Raw genomic sequence first — 17,691 nt, forward strand, 5'->3', positions numbered from 1 at the left:
GTTATTTTTATAACTGCGAACATTAGTATAAGGTCGAAACTTTTAGTTACAAGTCATACCATTGTCTTAACCGACGACTTGCCTGAATTTCACCGAATTTCCCACATATTTTTATGCCCTTTTTGGTTTTAGCCGTGTCTTATTTGGGCAGTTTTTCGCGCATTGTGATAGGCTTTTGCAATAGAAAGTATCCCTCGAATAAGAGTAATTATTCACACCATGGCAAACGAAAGCAAAATCGTATTATTCAACAAACCATTTCAAGTACTGTCTCAATTTACCGATGCGGACGGCCGAGAAACCCTCAAAGACTATATTGATATACCTGGGGTATATGCTGCCGGTCGATTAGACAGAGATTCCGAAGGGTTATTGGTGCTGACTAACGACGGAAAACTACAACATAAACTGGCGCACCCCGAAGCCAAGACCAGCAAAACTTATTGGGTACAAGTTGAAGGTATTCCTAACGAGGCCGCGCTAGACGCCTTACGGAACGGCGTTGAGCTTAAAGACGGTATGACCAAACCCGCAAAAGTTGTGGCTATAGACCCACCTGAACTATGGGACAGGATCCCGCCAGTTCGTTTTCGTCAAGCTATTCCTACTAGCTGGTTGTCTATCACAATCAGTGAAGGCAGGAACCGCCAAGTTAGACGCATGACCGCCCACATTGGCTTTCCTACATTACGTTTGGTGCGCTATCGCGTGGGCAACTGGACCATTGATGGCATCGATAATGGCAAATACGTGTGTTTCTAACATCAGCGTTATAGTAATGCCGATTTCTTCAAATACTCAATAGTGTGTTTCTTTTTTTAATACGTCACTGTAATGATGAAACCTAACTGTGATTACGTTCATTATTAGTTATAGCTTTTTGATTTATTGAATATTGAAATTCGGCGCTTGAAATACGCATTTAAACGACCAATTTACGCATCCCGACAATAAAATTTGTCGAGAAAGTAAAACGATTGAACACAATCGCTTTATTATGTGAATTGGTGTGCTTTATCTGGTAAAATCCGCCACCCTGAAATCAACCTAAATGAGTGTTATCTACGTTGTGACTGATATTGAATCAAACGCGAGCAAAAAAGTGATCGTCGGAATGTCCGGCGGCGTCGACTCTTCCGTTTCTGCCTACTTGCTATTACAGCAAGGCTATCAGGTAGAAGGCTTGTTCATGAAGAACTGGGAAGAAGATGATAATGATGAATATTGCTTAGCCGCCGAAGATTTAAAAGATGCACAAGCCGTCGCTGACAAATTAGGCATTGAGCTTCACACCATCAATTTTGCCGCTGAATACTGGGATAACGTATTTGAGTATTTCCTAGAAGAATACAAAGCAGGCAGAACGCCTAACCCCGATATAATGTGCAACAAGGAAATTAAGTTTAAAGCGTTCCTTGAATTTGCCGCCGAAGACTTAGGTGCAGACTATATTGCAACCGGTCATTACGTGCGCCGCCGCCATCAAGGTGGCAAGTGGCAGCTATTGCGCGGGTTGGATGAAAATAAAGATCAAAGCTACTTCCTCTATACCCTAGGTGAAGAACACGTAGCGAAAACCTTGTTCCCTGTAGGCGATATTGAAAAGCCTCTGGTACGTAAAATTGCTGAAGAACAAGGGCTAATCACCCACGACAAAAAAGATTCCACCGGCATCTGTTTTATCGGCGAACGTAAATTTAAGGACTTTTTAGGCCGCTATTTACCTGCCCAACCCGGTATTATTGAAACTGCGGAAGGGGAAGAAATTGGTAAACACGAAGGCTTGATGTATCACACCCTCGGTCAACGCAAAGGCCTGCACATTGGTGGCCACGCAAAATACGGTGAAGAACCTTGGTATGTGGTAGATAAAGACGTAGCACGCAATGTATTAATTGTAGGCCAAGGTGCCGACCACCCTCGCCTATACTCTAAAGGCTTGGTGGCAAAACAACTGCATTGGGTAGACCGCACGGCTATTACAGAACCTATGCGAGCTGTGGTAAAAACCCGCTACCGTCAAACTGATATTCCCTGCGCACTCGCGCCAATCAATGATGATATGATTGAAGTCATTTTTGATGAGCCGCAAAAAGCGGTTACACCTGGTCAATCTGCCGTTTTCTACCTAGATGAAGTGTGTTTGGGCGGCGGAATTATTGAGAGCTATATTCGTTAATGTTAGATACAGACATAGAAAATAATTTGGCCTTGGCTGGCGTTTGCCAGTCTGCGGCACTTGTGCAAAGCCTTGCAAGAAAGGGCACGGCAAACGACGAAGCGGTAGAAGCAAGTCTTTCCAGTATTTTGGTTACCGATCCTGAAAATCCACAGCAAGTGTTTGGCAAGTTAAGCAACCTGGAAGTTGGGTATAAAACCTTATTCGCACAGTTATCAGATAAACAAACGAACAAAGACACCGAGTTGACGCGTTATATTGCCAGCATTCTTGGCCTTGAAAGAAAACTTGCACGTAAACCTGCCGCTATGAAAGAGCTAGCAGAGCGTATTTCTCACGTGCAGCGTCAATTGGCACATGTAGATTTTCAAAATCCGCAAATTGTGTCGTCGTTGGCCAGTATATACAGCGATATTATTAGTCCATTAGCACCACGCATTCAAATAGCGGGCAACCCGGATCATCTTGGCCAACCGGCTACGCAGCACAAAGTTCGAGCTATATTACTTGCAGGCGTGCGCGCCGCGGTAATGTGGCGTCAAATGGGTGGTAAACGTCGGAACATTTTGTTTCGCAGAAAACAAATTTTAAATAGCGCTGTAAAGGCGCTCAGGCTGATAAACTAGTTAAGGAGCTGAAGGTGGAACTGAGTCAGTTAACTGCAATTTCCCCTGTCGATGGTCGATATGCTGGAAAAAGCGTAGAATTACGTAGTATTTTTTCCGAATACGGCTTACTGAAATACCGTGTTGAAGTGGAAGTACGATGGCTGCAAATGCTATCGGCGAACACTAAAATTGAAGAAGTTCCTGCGTTTTCTGATACCTCAAACGCATTATTAGATTCTATTGTGGCTAACTTTAGTGTTGATGATGCTATGCGCATTAAAGATATTGAGCGCACCACCAACCACGATGTTAAAGCGGTTGAATACTTTCTAAAAGAACAAGTGGCTAGCAACAGCGAATTATCTGCTGTAAATGAGTTTATTCACTTTGCTTGTACGTCTGAAGATATTAACAACCTTTCTCACGGCCTTATGCTTACCGAAGCCCGTGATACCGTGTTGCTACCTTACTGCGACAAACTTATCGATGCCCTTATTGCACTTGCCAAGGAATACCAACACATTCCAATGATGGCACGTACACACGGCCAACCCGCCTCTCCTTCTACCATGGGTAAGGAAATGGCTAACGTGGCAATGCGTTTGAAGCGTCAACGTGCGCAAATTGCTAAGGTTGAAATTTTAGGCAAAATTAATGGCGCCGTAGGTAACTACAATGCCCATTTATCTGCTTACGCTGATGTAGACTGGCACAGCGAGTCTGAAAAGTTTGTCACATCACTAGGCTTATCGTGGAACCCATACACCACGCAAATTGAACCGCATGATTATATTGCCGAGTTGTTTGATGCAGTAGCCCGCTTTAATACCATTCTTATCGATTTCGATCGTGATGTGTGGGGTTATATCGCGCTAGGTCACTTTAAGCAAAAAACCATTGCAGGTGAAATTGGCTCTTCAACCATGCCGCATAAAGTTAACCCTATCGATTTTGAAAACTCGGAAGGTAACTTAGGCCTCGCTAACGCTATCTTTAATCACTTGGCTGCGAAGCTTCCTATTTCTCGCTGGCAGCGTGATTTAACCGACTCTACCGTACTTCGTAATTTAGGGGTTGGTGTGGGTTATGCGGTTATCGCTTATCAAGCTACCCTTAAAGGTATTAGCAAGTTAGAAGTTAACGAGCAAAGCTTGTTGAATGAACTTGATAACAACTGGGAATTACTAGCTGAGCCAATTCAAACGGTAATGCGTCGTTACGGTATTGAAAAGCCTTACGAGAAATTGAAAGAGTTGACCCGTGGTAAAAAGGTTAACGCTGAAATCGTGGCTGAGTTTATTGATAACTTAGACATGCCAGAAGCAGCAAAAGCTGACCTTAAAGCATTAACACCTGCAAGCTACATTGGTGATGCAATCAGGCTAGTAGATCAGTTATAAAGGCATCGCCTTTTCCATACACTTAAAAACGCGGCCAGTCCGCGTTTTTTTATAGTTGGGATTTAGGCATGCTTACACACAAAACATTTCATTCAAAAGCGGCAATACTTCACGCAACTGCACGCTTTTTTGCCCTGTGCTTATTGTTACAAACACCGCTATTGATGGCTTATGCTCACTACAGCGCACACCATATCGCACTGTGGTGGAATCTAACCTTTCATATTCTTTGTGCATTTACCACGCTATACCTTTGTAACAAAGGCCTGCCATCGCATGCTCGTACACTACTGTTAACCAGCTATTACAGCTATATCGTGCTAGCGACTTTCCTATGGCGTGGTGACGTGTACATTCAGCACTTTTTATTGATTGGCTGCTTATGCTGTGTGGGAGTGTTTAGCCAGCATGAGCAACGTCCACGACTTTACTGGGGGTTACTGTTCGCCCTAACATTCTGTGTTATCGACGGCCTATTTAGCTACTCGCTTCAAGGTTGGCAGGGCGCTATTCGCCGTAGCAACAGTATTACCTTAACCCTAGCCAGCGTGGGCCTTATACTGACCTTACATGCCCATAGCCGTCGCCACCTTCATCATCTTGCTGTGAACTACCGCCATACGCGGCAATTGTTAATAAAAGCAACTCCTGCAGCCAAGCTTACAAGCGCTTTTACTCGCCCTTTGAACCGCGTTTCAAACACCCCTCACAACGGGCTTTCGCGCCACACTTCAAATAGTTTTTCAACAGGGCTAACGCGTCAAACCTTTACCTCGGCCAGTGTGTTATTTGCAGATATAAAAGGTTATCAAACGTTGGCCCCCTTGTTTGGAGAACAAAACGTAATAGAGGCTTTAGATGCATTTTACAGCCAAATAGATGTGCTCGCCGCTGCGCACAACATGTTCCCAGTAAAAACGAATGGCGATGAATACATGGCGGTTAGCGAACTGTGTATGTTCCCTCCTTCACACCCTGCAATTGGTGCGCAAAAAGGCGACCCAAATACGCAGAATAGTTCACAGGCAAGTGCGCAGAGTCATTCACACAGTAGAATGCAAGAAAATACACATCACATAAACAACTGCGTGCTGTTTGCACTTGCCGTTACCGCCACCTTTAAAGTTTTTGCATTAAAAGAAGGCTGGCCGTGCCAAATTCGTATTGGTGTGGCAGCAGGCCCTGTTACCGCTGGCATGCCCCAAAGGCAGCACGGCATTTTCGATGTGTGGGGTAATACAGTTAATTTGGCGTCTATGTTAGAACAACATTGCAACGGAAATTCCGTTACCGTTTGCGCTAGCACATTTCCCCATCTACCCGCTGAAACCCAAGCTAAATTCTGCCCCATTTTAATTAATAGCAAAATAGGTCAATTGGACGCCTTCGAGCACCGATTTACTGATACACGCTAGGCTAGTAACCCTTTATAGAATAAACGATAATACCCTCATAGATGCGTGGAGATTAATTAATGAAAGAATTCGATATTGAACATTTTCTATCTCATTATTGGCAACAAAAGCCCGTAGTATTACGTGGCTTTTTTCAAGATTTTGAAGATCCTATCGATGAGCACGATTTGGCAGGCTTGGCCCAAGAAGAAGAAATAGATAGCCGACTACTAAGCTTTGAAAATACCCGTGGCAACGCTACTGATAGCACAGGCGAATGGAAAGTACATCAAGGGCCTATTCATGATTTTGAAGCCGTGTGCGAAGGGGCATGGACCCTACTCGTGCAAAGTGTAGACAGGTATGTGCACGACGTCGCTGATATTCTTGAACCCTTCCGCTTTCTTCCAAACTGGCGCTTAGACGACCTAATGGTAAGTTTTGCCACTAAAAATGCAGGTGTTGGCGCACATATCGACCAATATGATGTGTTTTTAGTACAAGGAAAAGGGCAGCGCCGTTGGCGTGTAGGTAAGCCTGGAGAATACAAAGAAGTATTCCCACACCCTAAACTTCGTCAAATTGAAGGCTTCGAGCCAATTATTGATGAAGTACTGCACCCTGGTGATGTGCTTTATATTCCGCCGGGTTGGCCACACGACGGTAAGGCGCTGGAAGACTGCTTAACCTACTCGGTAGGCTTTCGTGCCCCTGAAACCGCTCAACTCGCCGATAGCCTGTCGTTAATGTTAGAAACCAGCGACATTAACGTGCGATTTACCGATGCAGGTAGAAAGTTGTCAATGCCTTCGGCAGTGGTTGAACCCAGCGATATCGCCGCGTTGAAAAAACAGCTCATCACGGCCATTAATTCAGATGACTTTACCCATGCGTTGCTTGAATCGTTAAGCGAACAAGGGCTTCCTGAATATCCACCCGAGCATTTATATACAGATAGCCAAATAGCCGCAGGTTTTGAAGCGGGTGTAGAGTTTGCGCCTGCACCGGGTGTACGTGCGGTCATTGCAACTGATGCTGAAAATACATCGCTTTCTCGTTCTGGTAGCTACTTTTACGTTAACGGCGAACGGTTTAGTTTTAGCAAGGAAGATGAACAGTGGGTTCAGCTTTTAGTGAACAACGATGTTCTTTTTGCGAATATTCTGCCAGATCCCCCCTCTTTTGCGTTTTTAGCAACATTAACTACACTTATAAACAAAGGTTACTGGGAATGGATAGAAGCATAAAGCACCGATATGGCTTATACGATAGAGAACGTCGATTGGGCAAGGGATAAGCATCGACTTAAAGCAATTAGGGAAGATGTATTCGTTTTGGAATGGCGAGTACCCCAAGACAGTGAATTTGATGAGCGCGATGCCAGCGCTTTTCATGTACTGCTTTTGGAAGAAGGTGAGGAAGCCAGCTTACCCATTGCAACCGGGCGGTTAACTCAGTGTGGGGAAATTGGCAGAATTGCGGTGAAACGCGGCTACCGAAACATGTCTATTTACCGCACGCTGTTTGCGGCGTTAATAGAGGTTGCCAACCACCATCAAGTTACTATCTTAACAGTTAGCTGCAGCCTTGATAGTGTGTCGTACCATCAAGGCTTAGGCTTTAAGCCCGAAGGGCAAGTGTTTATGGACGGTGGCGTAGCACGACAGCGCATGCAATGCCCTGCAGAACGTTTTCCATTCCCCGATGTTTCACAAATGCATTAACTATCACATTAGCCATTGCATCAATAAAGGTTAACTTAAACGCTTGGCCATAGCTCATCTTGGTTTTGTATGGCGTGCAGGCCTTCTGCTCTACTTTCTAATAATTCCGCATACTCCAACGACGATGCATCAGCACTGTCTGACTCGCGTAAATTTGCCGCCTTCAACTGCCACGCCATTGCGAAATGTTTGATTGCATCGCGAGCAGTAGCCGCCGTAGACTCAGCAATGTAGTCAGTGGGTAAATCGCCACTCATCACCCAATACATTGCATTGTTAGTATCTTTTATCTTCCACACTGCCAAGTAAGGCACCAAATAGCGGCTTTCATTTGTTACGACTGATTCAAAAAGCACACCATTTGCGGCGAGGTGTTTGTTTGCTTTTTGAAATTGCTCACGCACCCATTCACTGCGCTGCTGGTCGGTCATTTCATTTTGTGGTGTATTGTCTGTCATATTATTCTCTAATCTATTTTATTTTTAGTTTTTACATAGTCGGTCAATATTAGCCAATAGCTATTGGGGTGATGAAACACAAGCCAATAAACCTTGTAAAGGATGCTTCGGCTTGAATTGCTCTATACGGGCTACCTGACTTCGACAAGAGTAGCCACTGGCAAGAATAGCATTTGGTGGGTAGCGTTTAACCGCTTGCTCCCAACTTAACCCATAAATGGCTAACGACTTTTCTTTTTGATCGGCTTCATGGCCATAAGTTCCCGCCATGCCGCAACAGCCTACCGCCACAATATCAACTGGCTGATTAACTTTAGCAAACAAACCTTGCCATTGCTTTTCAGATGCCGGCAACGCCGTTTTTTCTGTGCAGTGGCTTAGCAGAGCAAATGGCTGAGCTGAAGTCTCTGACACACCTGCCTTTTTGCTTGTCGCTTGCCATACATCACTGGGTACCGTTTCAAGCCATTCATGCACTGCCAACACATGAAAATCACCACGGGCTTTACCCAAGGTTTTGGTGTACTCATCACGATAAACCAGTACTAAAGAGGCATCTACACCTGCCATAGGAATGTTTAGCTGCGCCACTTCATTTAAAAAGCCTGCGGTATTTTTTGCAGTTTTCGCAAATTTAGCTAAAAAGCCTTTTACATGTTCTGGTTTGCCATTCGGTTTGAACGGTAACATTACCGGTGTAAAACCAAGGGCATTCACTAAGGCAACAAAATCTTCAACCACACTCGCATCGTAGTAGCTGGTGAAAGGGTCTTGCACTATCAACACCGTCTTTTGTTTTTCTTCAGCACTTAGCTTCGATAGCGCATCATGATTATAAGTAGCTACTTTCCCTTTTACTCTGTTCGCCAACGTAGGCTCAGATAGAATAGGCGTGTCTACATAACCAATGGTTTTCTCGATACCGTTTTGCATCCACTTTCGTTTCAAAAACAAATTAACCACTGGCGAGAACTTAGCCATAATTGGTGCCATGCGTTCAATGTTACCCACAAGGTGGTCTTTCATTGGGCGCATGTAGCGCTGGTAATAAATAGATAAAAACTTCGACCTAAAATCAGGTACATCTACTTTCACCGGGCATTGGCTTGAACACGACTTACAGGCTAAGCAACCATTCATGGCGTCTAGCACTTCGTGAGAAAAATCGTCTTGTTTGTTTCGGCTATTACTAAAGCGCTGCCACCACGACGTATCGAATTGGTCGGCACTTAGTGTTTTGGTGTCTACCCCGTCTTTCGCGAGTAAGCGTATCCACTCACGAATAAGGCCGGCACGGCCTTTCGGGCTGTGCCGTCTATCGCGAGTCACTTTACTTGATGGGCACATGGGCGACGTGGTGTCGTAGTTAAAGCACAAGCCATTTCCATTACATTCCATGGCAGGCGCAAAAGCTTCTTTAAACGTAGTAGGAATAGTTCTATCGAATGTCGCGCGTTTCGTATCGCTAACCTTTACCAAGCTTTCAGTACTATCTAAAGGCGTACACACCTTACCTGGGTTCATTTTATTAAGCGGATCGAATGCGCTTTTTATTTTACGCAATTCGGTAAATAACATGTCACCGAAAAAGGCAGGACCATACTCGCTGCGATAACCTTTACCGTGCTCGCCCCACATTAAGCCGCCATATTTAGCCACTAACGCGACTACTTCATCTGATATTTGATGCATCAATTTTTCTTGTTCAACATCGCATAAATCAAGGGCTGGGCGTACGTGCAACACACCTGCATCAACGTGCCCAAACATACCGTATTTTAAACCATGGCTGTCTAGCAGAGCCCTAAATTCCATGATGAAGTCAGCCAAGTTTTCAGGTGGTACTGCGGTATCTTCAGCAAACGCAATAGGCTTTTGCACCCCTTTGGTTTTACCCAACAGGCCAACTGACTTTTTACGCATGGCGTAAATTTTACCAATATCCGCTTTATCAAACGTAACCTGATATCCAATTACCCCACCCTCGCCGGTTTCAGCAGCGGCGGTAAGCCTGGCTTCTAGTTCGGCAATGCGGGTGCGAATTTCTTCTTCATCATTACTGTTGTACTCCACCATATTTAAGCCCAACATTTCCTTATTCGGAACGTCGGTAATTAAATTGGCAATGGAATGCCAGATAATATCGGTTTTAGCTAGGTTCAGTACTTTTGAGTCTACCGTTTCAACAGACGTGGCATTTGCTTTTACCATTTCGGGAGCATGACGAAGCGCCGATTCAAAGGTATCGTATTTAATATTAACTAAGGCTTTATGTTTCGCGATAGGCGTTAGGGAAAGCTTAGCTTCGGCCACCATGGCTAGCGAGCCTTCGGCGCCGGTTATCAGGCGGCTTACATCTATAAGCTGCTCGGTTTCGTTATAGGCGTGCTCTAAATCGTAACCGGTTAAAAAGCGGTTTAAACGCGGGAATTTTTCAATAATGGCATCGCGCTTATCTACGCAAGTAGCAAGTACTTGGCGCAGAATACCCGCATAGGCACTGTTATCTGCGTTTGTGTCGGCTATTTCTTTCGCTTCTTGCACACTAATTGGCGTGGTGTTTAATACATCACCGTTAGCCAGCACCGAAGTTAAGCCCAATACATGATCGCTGGTTTTACCGTAAACTAACGAGCCCTGCCCAGAGGCATCGGTACTAATCATCCCACCTACCGTAGCGCGGTTACTAGTAGAAAGATCCGGGGAAAAGAAAAATCCATGGGGGCGAAGGGCGTCATTCAGTGCATCCTTTACTACGCCTGACTGTACTTTAACCCATTGCTCTTCAACATTGATTTCCAGAATTTGATTCATGTAACGCGACATATCAACCACAATGCCGTCGGTTAAACTTTGGCCATTAGTGCCTGTGCCGCCGCCACGCGCAGAGAATTTCACTAGCGGGTGGTCGTTAACCAGCTTGCCTAATACTTGCAAATCGGCAACGCTTTTAGGAAATACCACAGCTTGAGGGAGTTTTTGATATACCGAATTATCGGTGGCCACAGCAAGACGGCTGGCATAGCTGTACTCAACATCGCCGGTAAAAGCGGTACTAGCAAGCTGTTCTAGGTATGTCTGATAATGTGTTAAAAGACTCTGCTGGGGCACCACACGTGGCAAACTCATTGTGCTCAATTGCTGTAAAACCTCTGGAAATGCGATTGTGAGCTAGTATAACCACAGCGCTTGAGAGTCTCTAGCCAATTACACATATTTCATGTGGTTTTAATGACTAATTTTGCACTTTATATAACTGGATGCCTTTTTAATGCCGGCTTATTTTGCGAATGAGAATGCCTTAGAAAATCACAGGTTAGCCATTCAGCTTTAATTATTGCACAATGCTCGCTCTTCTATTTTCAATTAAAGGAAAGCGCATATGTCTTTTACAGTAAACAGTTATTTTGATGACAAGGTTCGTTCAATTGCATTTGAGTCAGCAAATGGCCCCTGTACTTCAGGCGTAATGGCGCCAGGTGAGTACACCTTCAACACCAGTCAGCACGAAGTAATGAAAGTAATGGAAGGTGAAATGACCGTTAAACTTCCAGGTTCAAGCGACTGGCAGTCGTTCAAAACGGGAACAGAGTTTACTATTGATGCAAAGCTTTCTTTCGATGTAAAAATTGAAACACCTACTGCTTATCTTTGTTTTTATAGCTAGCTGAAGTTTATTGCTTAGGCTTACCTAACGCTGCACTTGTTAATAATGCAGGTGACAGCGTTGGGTGAATTTGATGCAGGTAAGTTAATTGTAGCTATATTTTTTGCTGCTTTATTTATTTGCTAATAGCGATTCCCTATCCCTTTTGGAACGCTTCAATCATACGCGAAGAATATATAACCGTTCTAGGCACTCTGCGTTAGACAAATATTTTTTAGCGTACCTTTCGCCATAAATGCCACTTGTCATTTGTTTTACCTAAGCGCTTTTATTTATAGAGCTTAATTTGTAGTACTTTTATGGTCTTCTAGCTAAATTAAACTTACTACACCATAATACAAAGTAAATGAGTCAAATACTCCTTCAGCCCCGAACATACCGTTTTTGTACCTTTAATTCGTGAGCAAAAAACACCATCCGGCTTTATTGTTTTGAGGGGTTAGCAGGTAATCTGGAAATATAGATAAAATCAAAAAACCCATAATAGTGTGTTTAAACAGACCGATTTGGGGTCTAGTAAACTGTTAAATTCAAGGAAGCATCGTGCAAGAATCGCGGAAACTGGCGGACTATTTGATAGAAAGGCCTAAACCGAAAGGAATAGATGTCCTTTGTGGTTTGAAGCATTTCGCAATCATTACTTACGCAGTACCTTCTGATAGATTTCAAGGTATATTTCCCGAGCGCTTTAAATTAGACACAGTTGAAATCAACGGCCAAGAAATGGGGCTTATATCTGTAGTTCCATTCATTGATGTTGACTTTACTTCTGCAGTCTTCCCGTTTCCGAAATTTACAATGGGCCAAACAAACTATCGAATATACATTATCGATACTGAAACTGGGGAGCGTTGTGTGTGGTTCCTTGGTACTACTTTAGATTCTTGGACGCTAGCGGTGCCAAGATACCTTTGGAATCTTCCGTGGCACGCTGGAAAAGTTAGCTTTGACTGCACTCTTAATGAAGTAAATGGCTTGTACAAAAAGTATCACATGGAAACTGAATCCCACTGGGCTGAAGCTTCAGTTGATTTGGTTCAATCTGAATCTGATTTGTTAAATTTCCCGGGTTTTCCCGATGTTGAGTCTGCCTTGGTCTATCTAACTCATCCGCTAGCAGGATTTTATTATCGAAGAGATAAAAAGTTAGGTACATATCGTGTGTGGCACAAAGAGCTTGAGGTTAAGCCCGCCAAGATAAAATCAGCTAATTTCAAACTTTTGTCTGACCTTGATATTGTTAAGGAAGAAGAGCAAAGCAATCCCTATAGTGTGTTAGTCGAGCCAATAAATGAATTTACCATATACTTACCTCCTACTATTATTGGGTAAAAATTTATCAAAGCGCTCATGCAAGGACGCAGCAGAGCTGCGCCGCTTAGCTTGGCGTTAGATATAAGAATGAACAAACATATTGATTTATATATCGAAGGTACTGAATGCGAGACTCAACCAGTTGAAGTTGAGAGCATTGTTCATAAGCTGCAAAGCCTAGATGAGGCCTTGTCTAAAGTTGGTGCTCGCCTCGATGGTAACCTTGAGCATGTTGCAGTTTGGACAATCCCAGTAAAAAGAGGGTTTCAAAAAATTGAAGTAGCTATCGCCAAAGCTTGTGAGTTGCTTAAAAGAGCCTACGTGGTGGTATGGCAATGTTTATGATGCTCAAGACAACCCGTTAAACTGGTGGCAAAATTATGAAAACATCTAACAAGCGCATTCTGCCTCGCGTCGCGCGGCTGCAGCTGCAGGCATTATATACCATCGGGAAAACCTAACTTATGGTTTACTTATTAGCTGGAATTATTTGTGTTCATTTGGCTTGGGCATTTTTTAATACTCTAGCTGTCAACAGCACATTGTTCATCAATAATTACTCTCGAGTAATTACATTACTTGTTAATTGGTTTATTCCAGTAGGTGGCCCTGCTATTACTTTGCTTGTCCTTCGCTCAATAAACCCTAAAGTAAATAGCGGTAATCCTGTTGCGGACGGTTCTGGTAGTAGCAACTTATATTCGGGTAATGAGGGTTCAGATTCTGGTGGTGGCTGTAGTGATTAATTTAGCTAAGCTATATCGATGATATCCGCATGGGGTCTATATCTAATATTTGGAGCTGCAATAAGTAGCTGTGTTTATGCATATTTTAGTGAAAATGATATTATTAATTAGATGGTAATCAATAGGTAAGAACTTAACAAAAATTTTTAAGCGGCACCAGCCAAGAGCGGGCAGTGCCGCTTAAAATGGCGTTATAGGTAAATAGTTTTGAGTTTAATGGTATGGAGCATGTTCACATTCACAAATTATACTTGTCCAAACTGTGGAATATCGTTATTTGTGGAATAGCTACCAAGACTCATGTAGTCAAATTAAGGAAATATTTAGCACCGTGAATTTAATATTGTTTGATTTTGACAAAACAATAATAAACAAAGATACCGGCGCCGAGTATATGAAGTTCATGGTGCAACGCAATCCTATTCGATTTGTATTATGCTTCTTCGCGCTACCTTTCACCCTGCCCTTTTTGATACTGAATAAAACAAAGTTTATTGGTTTCTCTGTGCTTCTGTGGCTAGTTACGTGTGGCATGTCTCCTAAAAAGGTAGCTAAATTACGCAAGCGCTTTATTAACAGGTATTTGGAAAATAACGCTACCGTCCTATATAAAAACGCGATTGAAAAGTTAATTTCACATACGCAAAATAATGACACAGTAGTAATTGTCAGTGGTGCATCAGAGTGGATGGTTAAGCGTATTATTGCAAAGCTCTGTATTCCAAAGCTGGAGGTCGCTTGCTCTGAAGAAAGTCGGCTCGCTGGAGGTATGGTCAGCAAGTTTCATTGTTATTCAACTAATAAAGTTGAACGCATCAAAATGCGCTATAACCTTGAAGAATACGAAACAATTATAGGTTACTCCGATAGTTCAATTGATATCCCCCTTTTACGCCTTTGCAATCAACAAATCATAGTTAATCCAAGGCCGTACTGCAGTACGAAGCTGACTAAATCTTTTGAAAAATCGATGAGAATAGTGAAATGGGTATAGCGACGCAAACAGCGAAGTAAAGTCCGAAGAAAGGGTTCGTAGAGAGGGACCGAGTACTTTAAAAACTTATAATGTACTCGGCGCCATTATTTAAGGAACAATATTCTGATTGACCCTAAATAGATTATTGGGGTCGATATGCTGCTTAATTCTCTTTAACCTTTCAAAATTAGCTCCGTAAGCATGTGCAATACTGTCTTCATCACCTTCAGGAATAAAGTTTACGTAAACACTCCTCATAGCGTGTGGCGTTAAATTGCTATGCAGTTGACGAGCCCAATTTCGACATAGTTCGTCATCTGAGGCTTTTTGCCAACGGGTATGAATATTTACAGTAAAGTGGGTTTGTCGATTGATCCAAGGCGTACCTTCTGGCGCAACGTTCGCCATAGCGCCTCCAAGGTGAGCAATAAAGATTTCACATTCATCGCTAGGTAATGTCTCAACAGCCTTTTCTATTTCTGTTACAACATCATTATCAACGTCCTGCAAATCAAGGCTTTTCCAATAGTTTCTCGCGCCTTCGGTAAGCAAGGGGTCGAAGGCGGCTTGCCAAGATGTAAAAGGCATGGGGCCCACCGCTTCTGCAATGGGGTGGCCTATTTTTCTTAAACCTGCTGTGACGTTCTGCCCATCGTTTATATCCCCTACATAACACATGGCCATTATTAGTACCTCTTTACCGTGCCATTCTTCTGGGATAAAAGGTAGTGGCGGCGCTTTACGCATTACTACCCAGCAGGTTAATTCTTCTGGTGCTGTATTTATAAAAGTTTGATACTGCGTAAGTACGTTTTTAGCATCAGAGAAAGGATGAATCACCATACCGGCCAATACCTCTGGCCCAGCTTGATGTAGGGTAAACTCAAACTCTGTCACCACGCCAAAATTACCACCGCCGCCCCGGACGGCCCAAAATACATCAACATTTTCTTGCGCATTTGCTTTTATAATGTCGCCTGCTGCTGTCACCATAGAAACACCAATCAGACTATCAATGGTTAAGCCAAATTTACGCGTAGTCCACCCAAATCCTCCACCTAGCGTTAACCCCGCAATTCCAGTTGTTGAGTTTATGCCCGTAGGCACCACCAAACCATGTTGCTGAGTTACATGGTCGATATCTGCCAAGGTAGCGCCAGGGGCGACCTTAACGGTATTTTCAGTAAGGTCCACAGTCACGGCTTGCATACTACTAAAATCGATGACTAGCCCGCCATCCACTAGCGCCTTCCCTGCTATATTATGTCCACCAGACCTGATAGCTAATAAAATATCGTAGACTCGAGCAAAATTTACCGCATTAACCACATCTTGTTCATTGCTAACTTGCACAATTAAACCGGGAAACTTATCAATCATGCCATTCCATATCGTCCGTGCTTCATCAAAGCTCTCTGCATCGGGCATAATAATTTCCCCTGTAAGCGCATCTATCACTTTGCTCTTTTCTACTTCAATAGTGCTGCCGTCCATCTTTTTAAAACTAAGCAAATTCATTGTTTATTCCTATTAGTTGTCGTAATAATTCCTTGAATAATAACTTTGCGGCTTTTGCATCTTACCTATTAGCACCTGTTAACTTTGCGCTGTAAAAGCGCAATGACTTATTTAACTAAACGAAAAACCTGCCTAATCATGTTCTCCTGAACACAAAAGGGTAATAGCCAATTCACCTTAATTTATATCCAATCGTCCAAAAAATAGGCTAATCTATCCCTAGTGTCTTCCCATTCTCGTCAGTAAACCACTATTTTCAGCAGTATGTGCCCACGAAGGAAGCGATAAATGGATGTATTAACTGATGTGCTAAACAGTCTACACATTCAAGGTGCACTTTATTTTGAAGTGGAAGCAGGACAGCCATGGGTATTGGTTAACCCTCCCATGAACTCGATAGGATCGTACATGTTGCCAGATGTTGAACATGTTATACCCTTTCACATAATGCTTAGTGGAGAAGGCTGGGCTAAATCAGTTAGTGATTCTTCTCCACCAGTAAAACTTGAAACTGGTGACGTAGTGATGTTTCCAATGGGCACTAGCCATTCCTTAACCTCAAACATTGATAGTTGGGAAGGCCAGCCAGTTGACACTAGTTTTTATCAACAAACTGCCGCCAAAAAACAGCCATTTACTGCGGTTAAATTAGGTGAGGATGGCACGCGGTCATATTTGGTATGTGGGTATATAGGCTTTAATGCTAAACCATTAAATACAGTATTGAATACTTTGCCTAATATGTTGGTGGTTAAAGATCACATCAACACCGACGGGTTAATGAAACAACTGCTACTTTCTACTTTACAAGAGATGCGAAAATCGAATGAACGAGCGAAAAGCATTGTTACAAAGTTAACTGAATTAATATTTACTTTAGCACTAAGGCAACATATGGAGAGTCATTCAGACCTTGATAAACAAAGCTGGTTATCGGCGATACAAGATCCATGTATTGGAAAAGCACTGGTATTAATTCATCAAGCGCCATTTAATAAGTGGACACTCGCCGCACTGGCAAACAAATGCGCTATGTCTCGCTCGTCCCTGGCAAAACGTTTTAATCTTTACGTTGGGCAGCCACCAATGCAATACATCAATAGTTGGAGAATGCATTTAGCTTCACGGCTTCTTACCGATGGAATGAGTATATTACAAGTAACTGAACACGTGGGCTACAGTTCTGAATCTGCCTTTCAAAAATCTTTCAAACGCTACGTTGGCTGCACTGCTGGGGAATGGCGAACTAAATATAACAAAGCAAGTTAAACAACACGAAGTTAAATAAGAGTCAAAGTACCTTAATAATGTACCCTGCCCCTGAGGGATCCCCACGAATTTAATTTCATGTACCTCCACCCCAGGCTTTGTCTACTAAGGAGCTGTACCACTTGAGCAAACTCTTAACACAATCAATAACTGCTTTTTGCCGAGTATTGTGTATCTTAAAGCTGACAAGCGATACGACTTTGTTCACAATAGTCAGGGCATTCATGATTATTAGGTCTCAGTGATGTTTGGCGATTGTTCTGATCACCAAACGAATTGAATGTTCCCTTCTTTTTTATCTCACTGATTTCGTTATATTATTCGTGGTGATCCCTCCGACTCTGCCCCCATTCACTTGAAAAAAGCACAATCACAGATAACTAATGCTGACATAATGGGATCGATAAACGCCATGAACAAAGCAATGGAATCACCCTA

The 17,691-nt window shown here is 43.1% G+C and carries 16 protein-coding genes; 13 read left to right on the top strand and 3 right to left on the bottom strand.

Annotated features, from left to right (window positions below; all coding sequences use genetic code 11):
• The first annotated feature begins 219 nt into the window (after nucleotides 1–219).
• The 7 genes from FLAVO9R_RS09500 to FLAVO9R_RS09530 all read left to right on the top strand — a co-directional run bounded on the left by FLAVO9R_RS09500 (nucleotide 220) and on the right by FLAVO9R_RS09530 (nucleotide 7,305).
• A complete protein-coding gene (locus tag FLAVO9R_RS09500; RefSeq protein ID WP_013784396.1) occupies nucleotides 220–762 on the top strand; it encodes an rRNA large subunit pseudouridine synthase E in 543 nt (180 codons plus the stop codon).
• 289 nt (nucleotides 763–1,051) lie between these two features.
• Nucleotides 1,052–2,179: a tRNA 2-thiouridine(34) synthase MnmA gene (gene mnmA / locus FLAVO9R_RS09505; RefSeq protein ID WP_159530767.1), complete on the top strand. Its 1,128-nt coding sequence runs from the start codon at nucleotides 1,052–1,054 to the stop codon at nucleotides 2,177–2,179.
• On the top strand, nucleotides 2,179–2,805 hold the full coding sequence (hflD, locus tag FLAVO9R_RS09510) for a high frequency lysogenization protein HflD (RefSeq protein WP_159530769.1): 627 nt from the start codon (nucleotides 2,179–2,181) through the stop codon (nucleotides 2,803–2,805). The genes mnmA and hflD overlap by 1 nt, the downstream gene beginning before the upstream one ends.
• A 14-nt stretch (nucleotides 2,806–2,819) precedes the next feature.
• Nucleotides 2,820–4,187 carry an adenylosuccinate lyase gene (gene purB, locus FLAVO9R_RS09515; protein WP_129737948.1) on the top strand — a complete coding sequence of 456 codons (1,368 nt, stop codon included), beginning with the start codon at nucleotides 2,820–2,822 and terminating at the stop codon, nucleotides 4,185–4,187.
• A gap of 68 nt (nucleotides 4,188–4,255) precedes the next feature.
• The gene (locus tag FLAVO9R_RS09520; RefSeq protein ID WP_159530771.1) at nucleotides 4,256–5,602 is read left to right on the top strand and encodes an adenylate/guanylate cyclase domain-containing protein; all 1,347 of its coding nucleotides are present in this window, start codon (nucleotides 4,256–4,258) and stop codon (nucleotides 5,600–5,602) included.
• 59 nt (nucleotides 5,603–5,661) lie between these two features.
• Entirely contained in the window at nucleotides 5,662–6,828 is a 1,167-nt protein-coding gene (locus tag FLAVO9R_RS09525; protein ID WP_159530773.1) for a JmjC domain-containing protein, read from the top strand.
• 9 nt (nucleotides 6,829–6,837) lie between these two features.
• On the top strand, nucleotides 6,838–7,305 hold the full coding sequence (locus tag FLAVO9R_RS09530; RefSeq protein ID WP_159530775.1) for a GNAT family N-acetyltransferase: 468 nt from the start codon (nucleotides 6,838–6,840) through the stop codon (nucleotides 7,303–7,305).
• A gap of 35 nt (nucleotides 7,306–7,340) precedes the next feature.
• Here FLAVO9R_RS09530 and FLAVO9R_RS09535 read toward each other — a convergent pair whose 3' ends face one another.
• Nucleotides 7,341–7,763, bottom strand: a complete 423-nt coding sequence (locus FLAVO9R_RS09535) for a DUF4826 family protein (protein ID WP_159530777.1) — start codon at nucleotides 7,761–7,763, stop codon at nucleotides 7,341–7,343.
• A 60-nt stretch (nucleotides 7,764–7,823) separates the two neighbouring features.
• Nucleotides 7,824–10,892, bottom strand: a complete 3,069-nt coding sequence (gene ydiJ / locus FLAVO9R_RS09540) for a D-2-hydroxyglutarate dehydrogenase YdiJ (protein WP_159530779.1) — start codon at nucleotides 10,890–10,892, stop codon at nucleotides 7,824–7,826.
• A 253-nt stretch (nucleotides 10,893–11,145) separates the two neighbouring features.
• On the opposite strand from ydiJ, the gene ppnP reads away from it, so the two are divergent.
• From ppnP to FLAVO9R_RS09565, 5 genes are all read left to right on the top strand, one after another.
• Nucleotides 11,146–11,430 (top strand): pyrimidine/purine nucleoside phosphorylase, encoded by a 285-nt coding sequence (gene ppnP, locus FLAVO9R_RS09545; protein ID WP_159530781.1) that lies wholly within the window; start codon nucleotides 11,146–11,148, stop codon nucleotides 11,428–11,430.
• A 543-nt stretch (nucleotides 11,431–11,973) separates the two neighbouring features.
• On the top strand, nucleotides 11,974–12,762 hold the full coding sequence (locus tag FLAVO9R_RS09550; protein ID WP_159530783.1) for a DUF2071 domain-containing protein: 789 nt from the start codon (nucleotides 11,974–11,976) through the stop codon (nucleotides 12,760–12,762).
• A 69-nt stretch (nucleotides 12,763–12,831) separates the two neighbouring features.
• On the top strand, nucleotides 12,832–13,089 hold the full coding sequence (locus tag FLAVO9R_RS09555; protein WP_159530785.1) for a hypothetical protein: 258 nt from the start codon (nucleotides 12,832–12,834) through the stop codon (nucleotides 13,087–13,089).
• Between the two features lie 119 nt (nucleotides 13,090–13,208).
• A complete protein-coding gene (locus tag FLAVO9R_RS09560) occupies nucleotides 13,209–13,490 on the top strand; it encodes a hypothetical protein (protein WP_159530787.1) in 282 nt (93 codons plus the stop codon).
• Nucleotides 13,491–13,821: 331 nt separating this feature from the next.
• Nucleotides 13,822–14,484 (top strand): HAD-IB family phosphatase, encoded by a 663-nt coding sequence (locus FLAVO9R_RS09565; RefSeq protein ID WP_159530789.1) that lies wholly within the window; start codon nucleotides 13,822–13,824, stop codon nucleotides 14,482–14,484.
• 90 nt (nucleotides 14,485–14,574) lie between these two features.
• Here FLAVO9R_RS09565 and FLAVO9R_RS09570 read toward each other — a convergent pair whose 3' ends face one another.
• The gene (locus FLAVO9R_RS09570; protein WP_159530791.1) at nucleotides 14,575–15,984 is read right to left on the bottom strand and encodes an FAD-binding oxidoreductase; all 1,410 of its coding nucleotides are present in this window, start codon (nucleotides 15,982–15,984) and stop codon (nucleotides 14,575–14,577) included.
• 288 nt (nucleotides 15,985–16,272) lie between these two features.
• On the opposite strand from FLAVO9R_RS09570, the gene FLAVO9R_RS09575 reads away from it, so the two are divergent.
• Nucleotides 16,273–17,253: an AraC family transcriptional regulator gene (locus FLAVO9R_RS09575; RefSeq protein WP_159530793.1), complete on the top strand. Its 981-nt coding sequence runs from the start codon at nucleotides 16,273–16,275 to the stop codon at nucleotides 17,251–17,253.
• The last annotated feature ends 438 nt before the right edge of the window (nucleotides 17,254–17,691 follow it).

This window comes from Alteromonas sp. 38, assembly GCF_902506055.1.
In the GTDB taxonomy this organism is placed as follows: domain Bacteria; phylum Pseudomonadota; class Gammaproteobacteria; order Enterobacterales; family Alteromonadaceae; genus Alteromonas; species Alteromonas lipotrueae.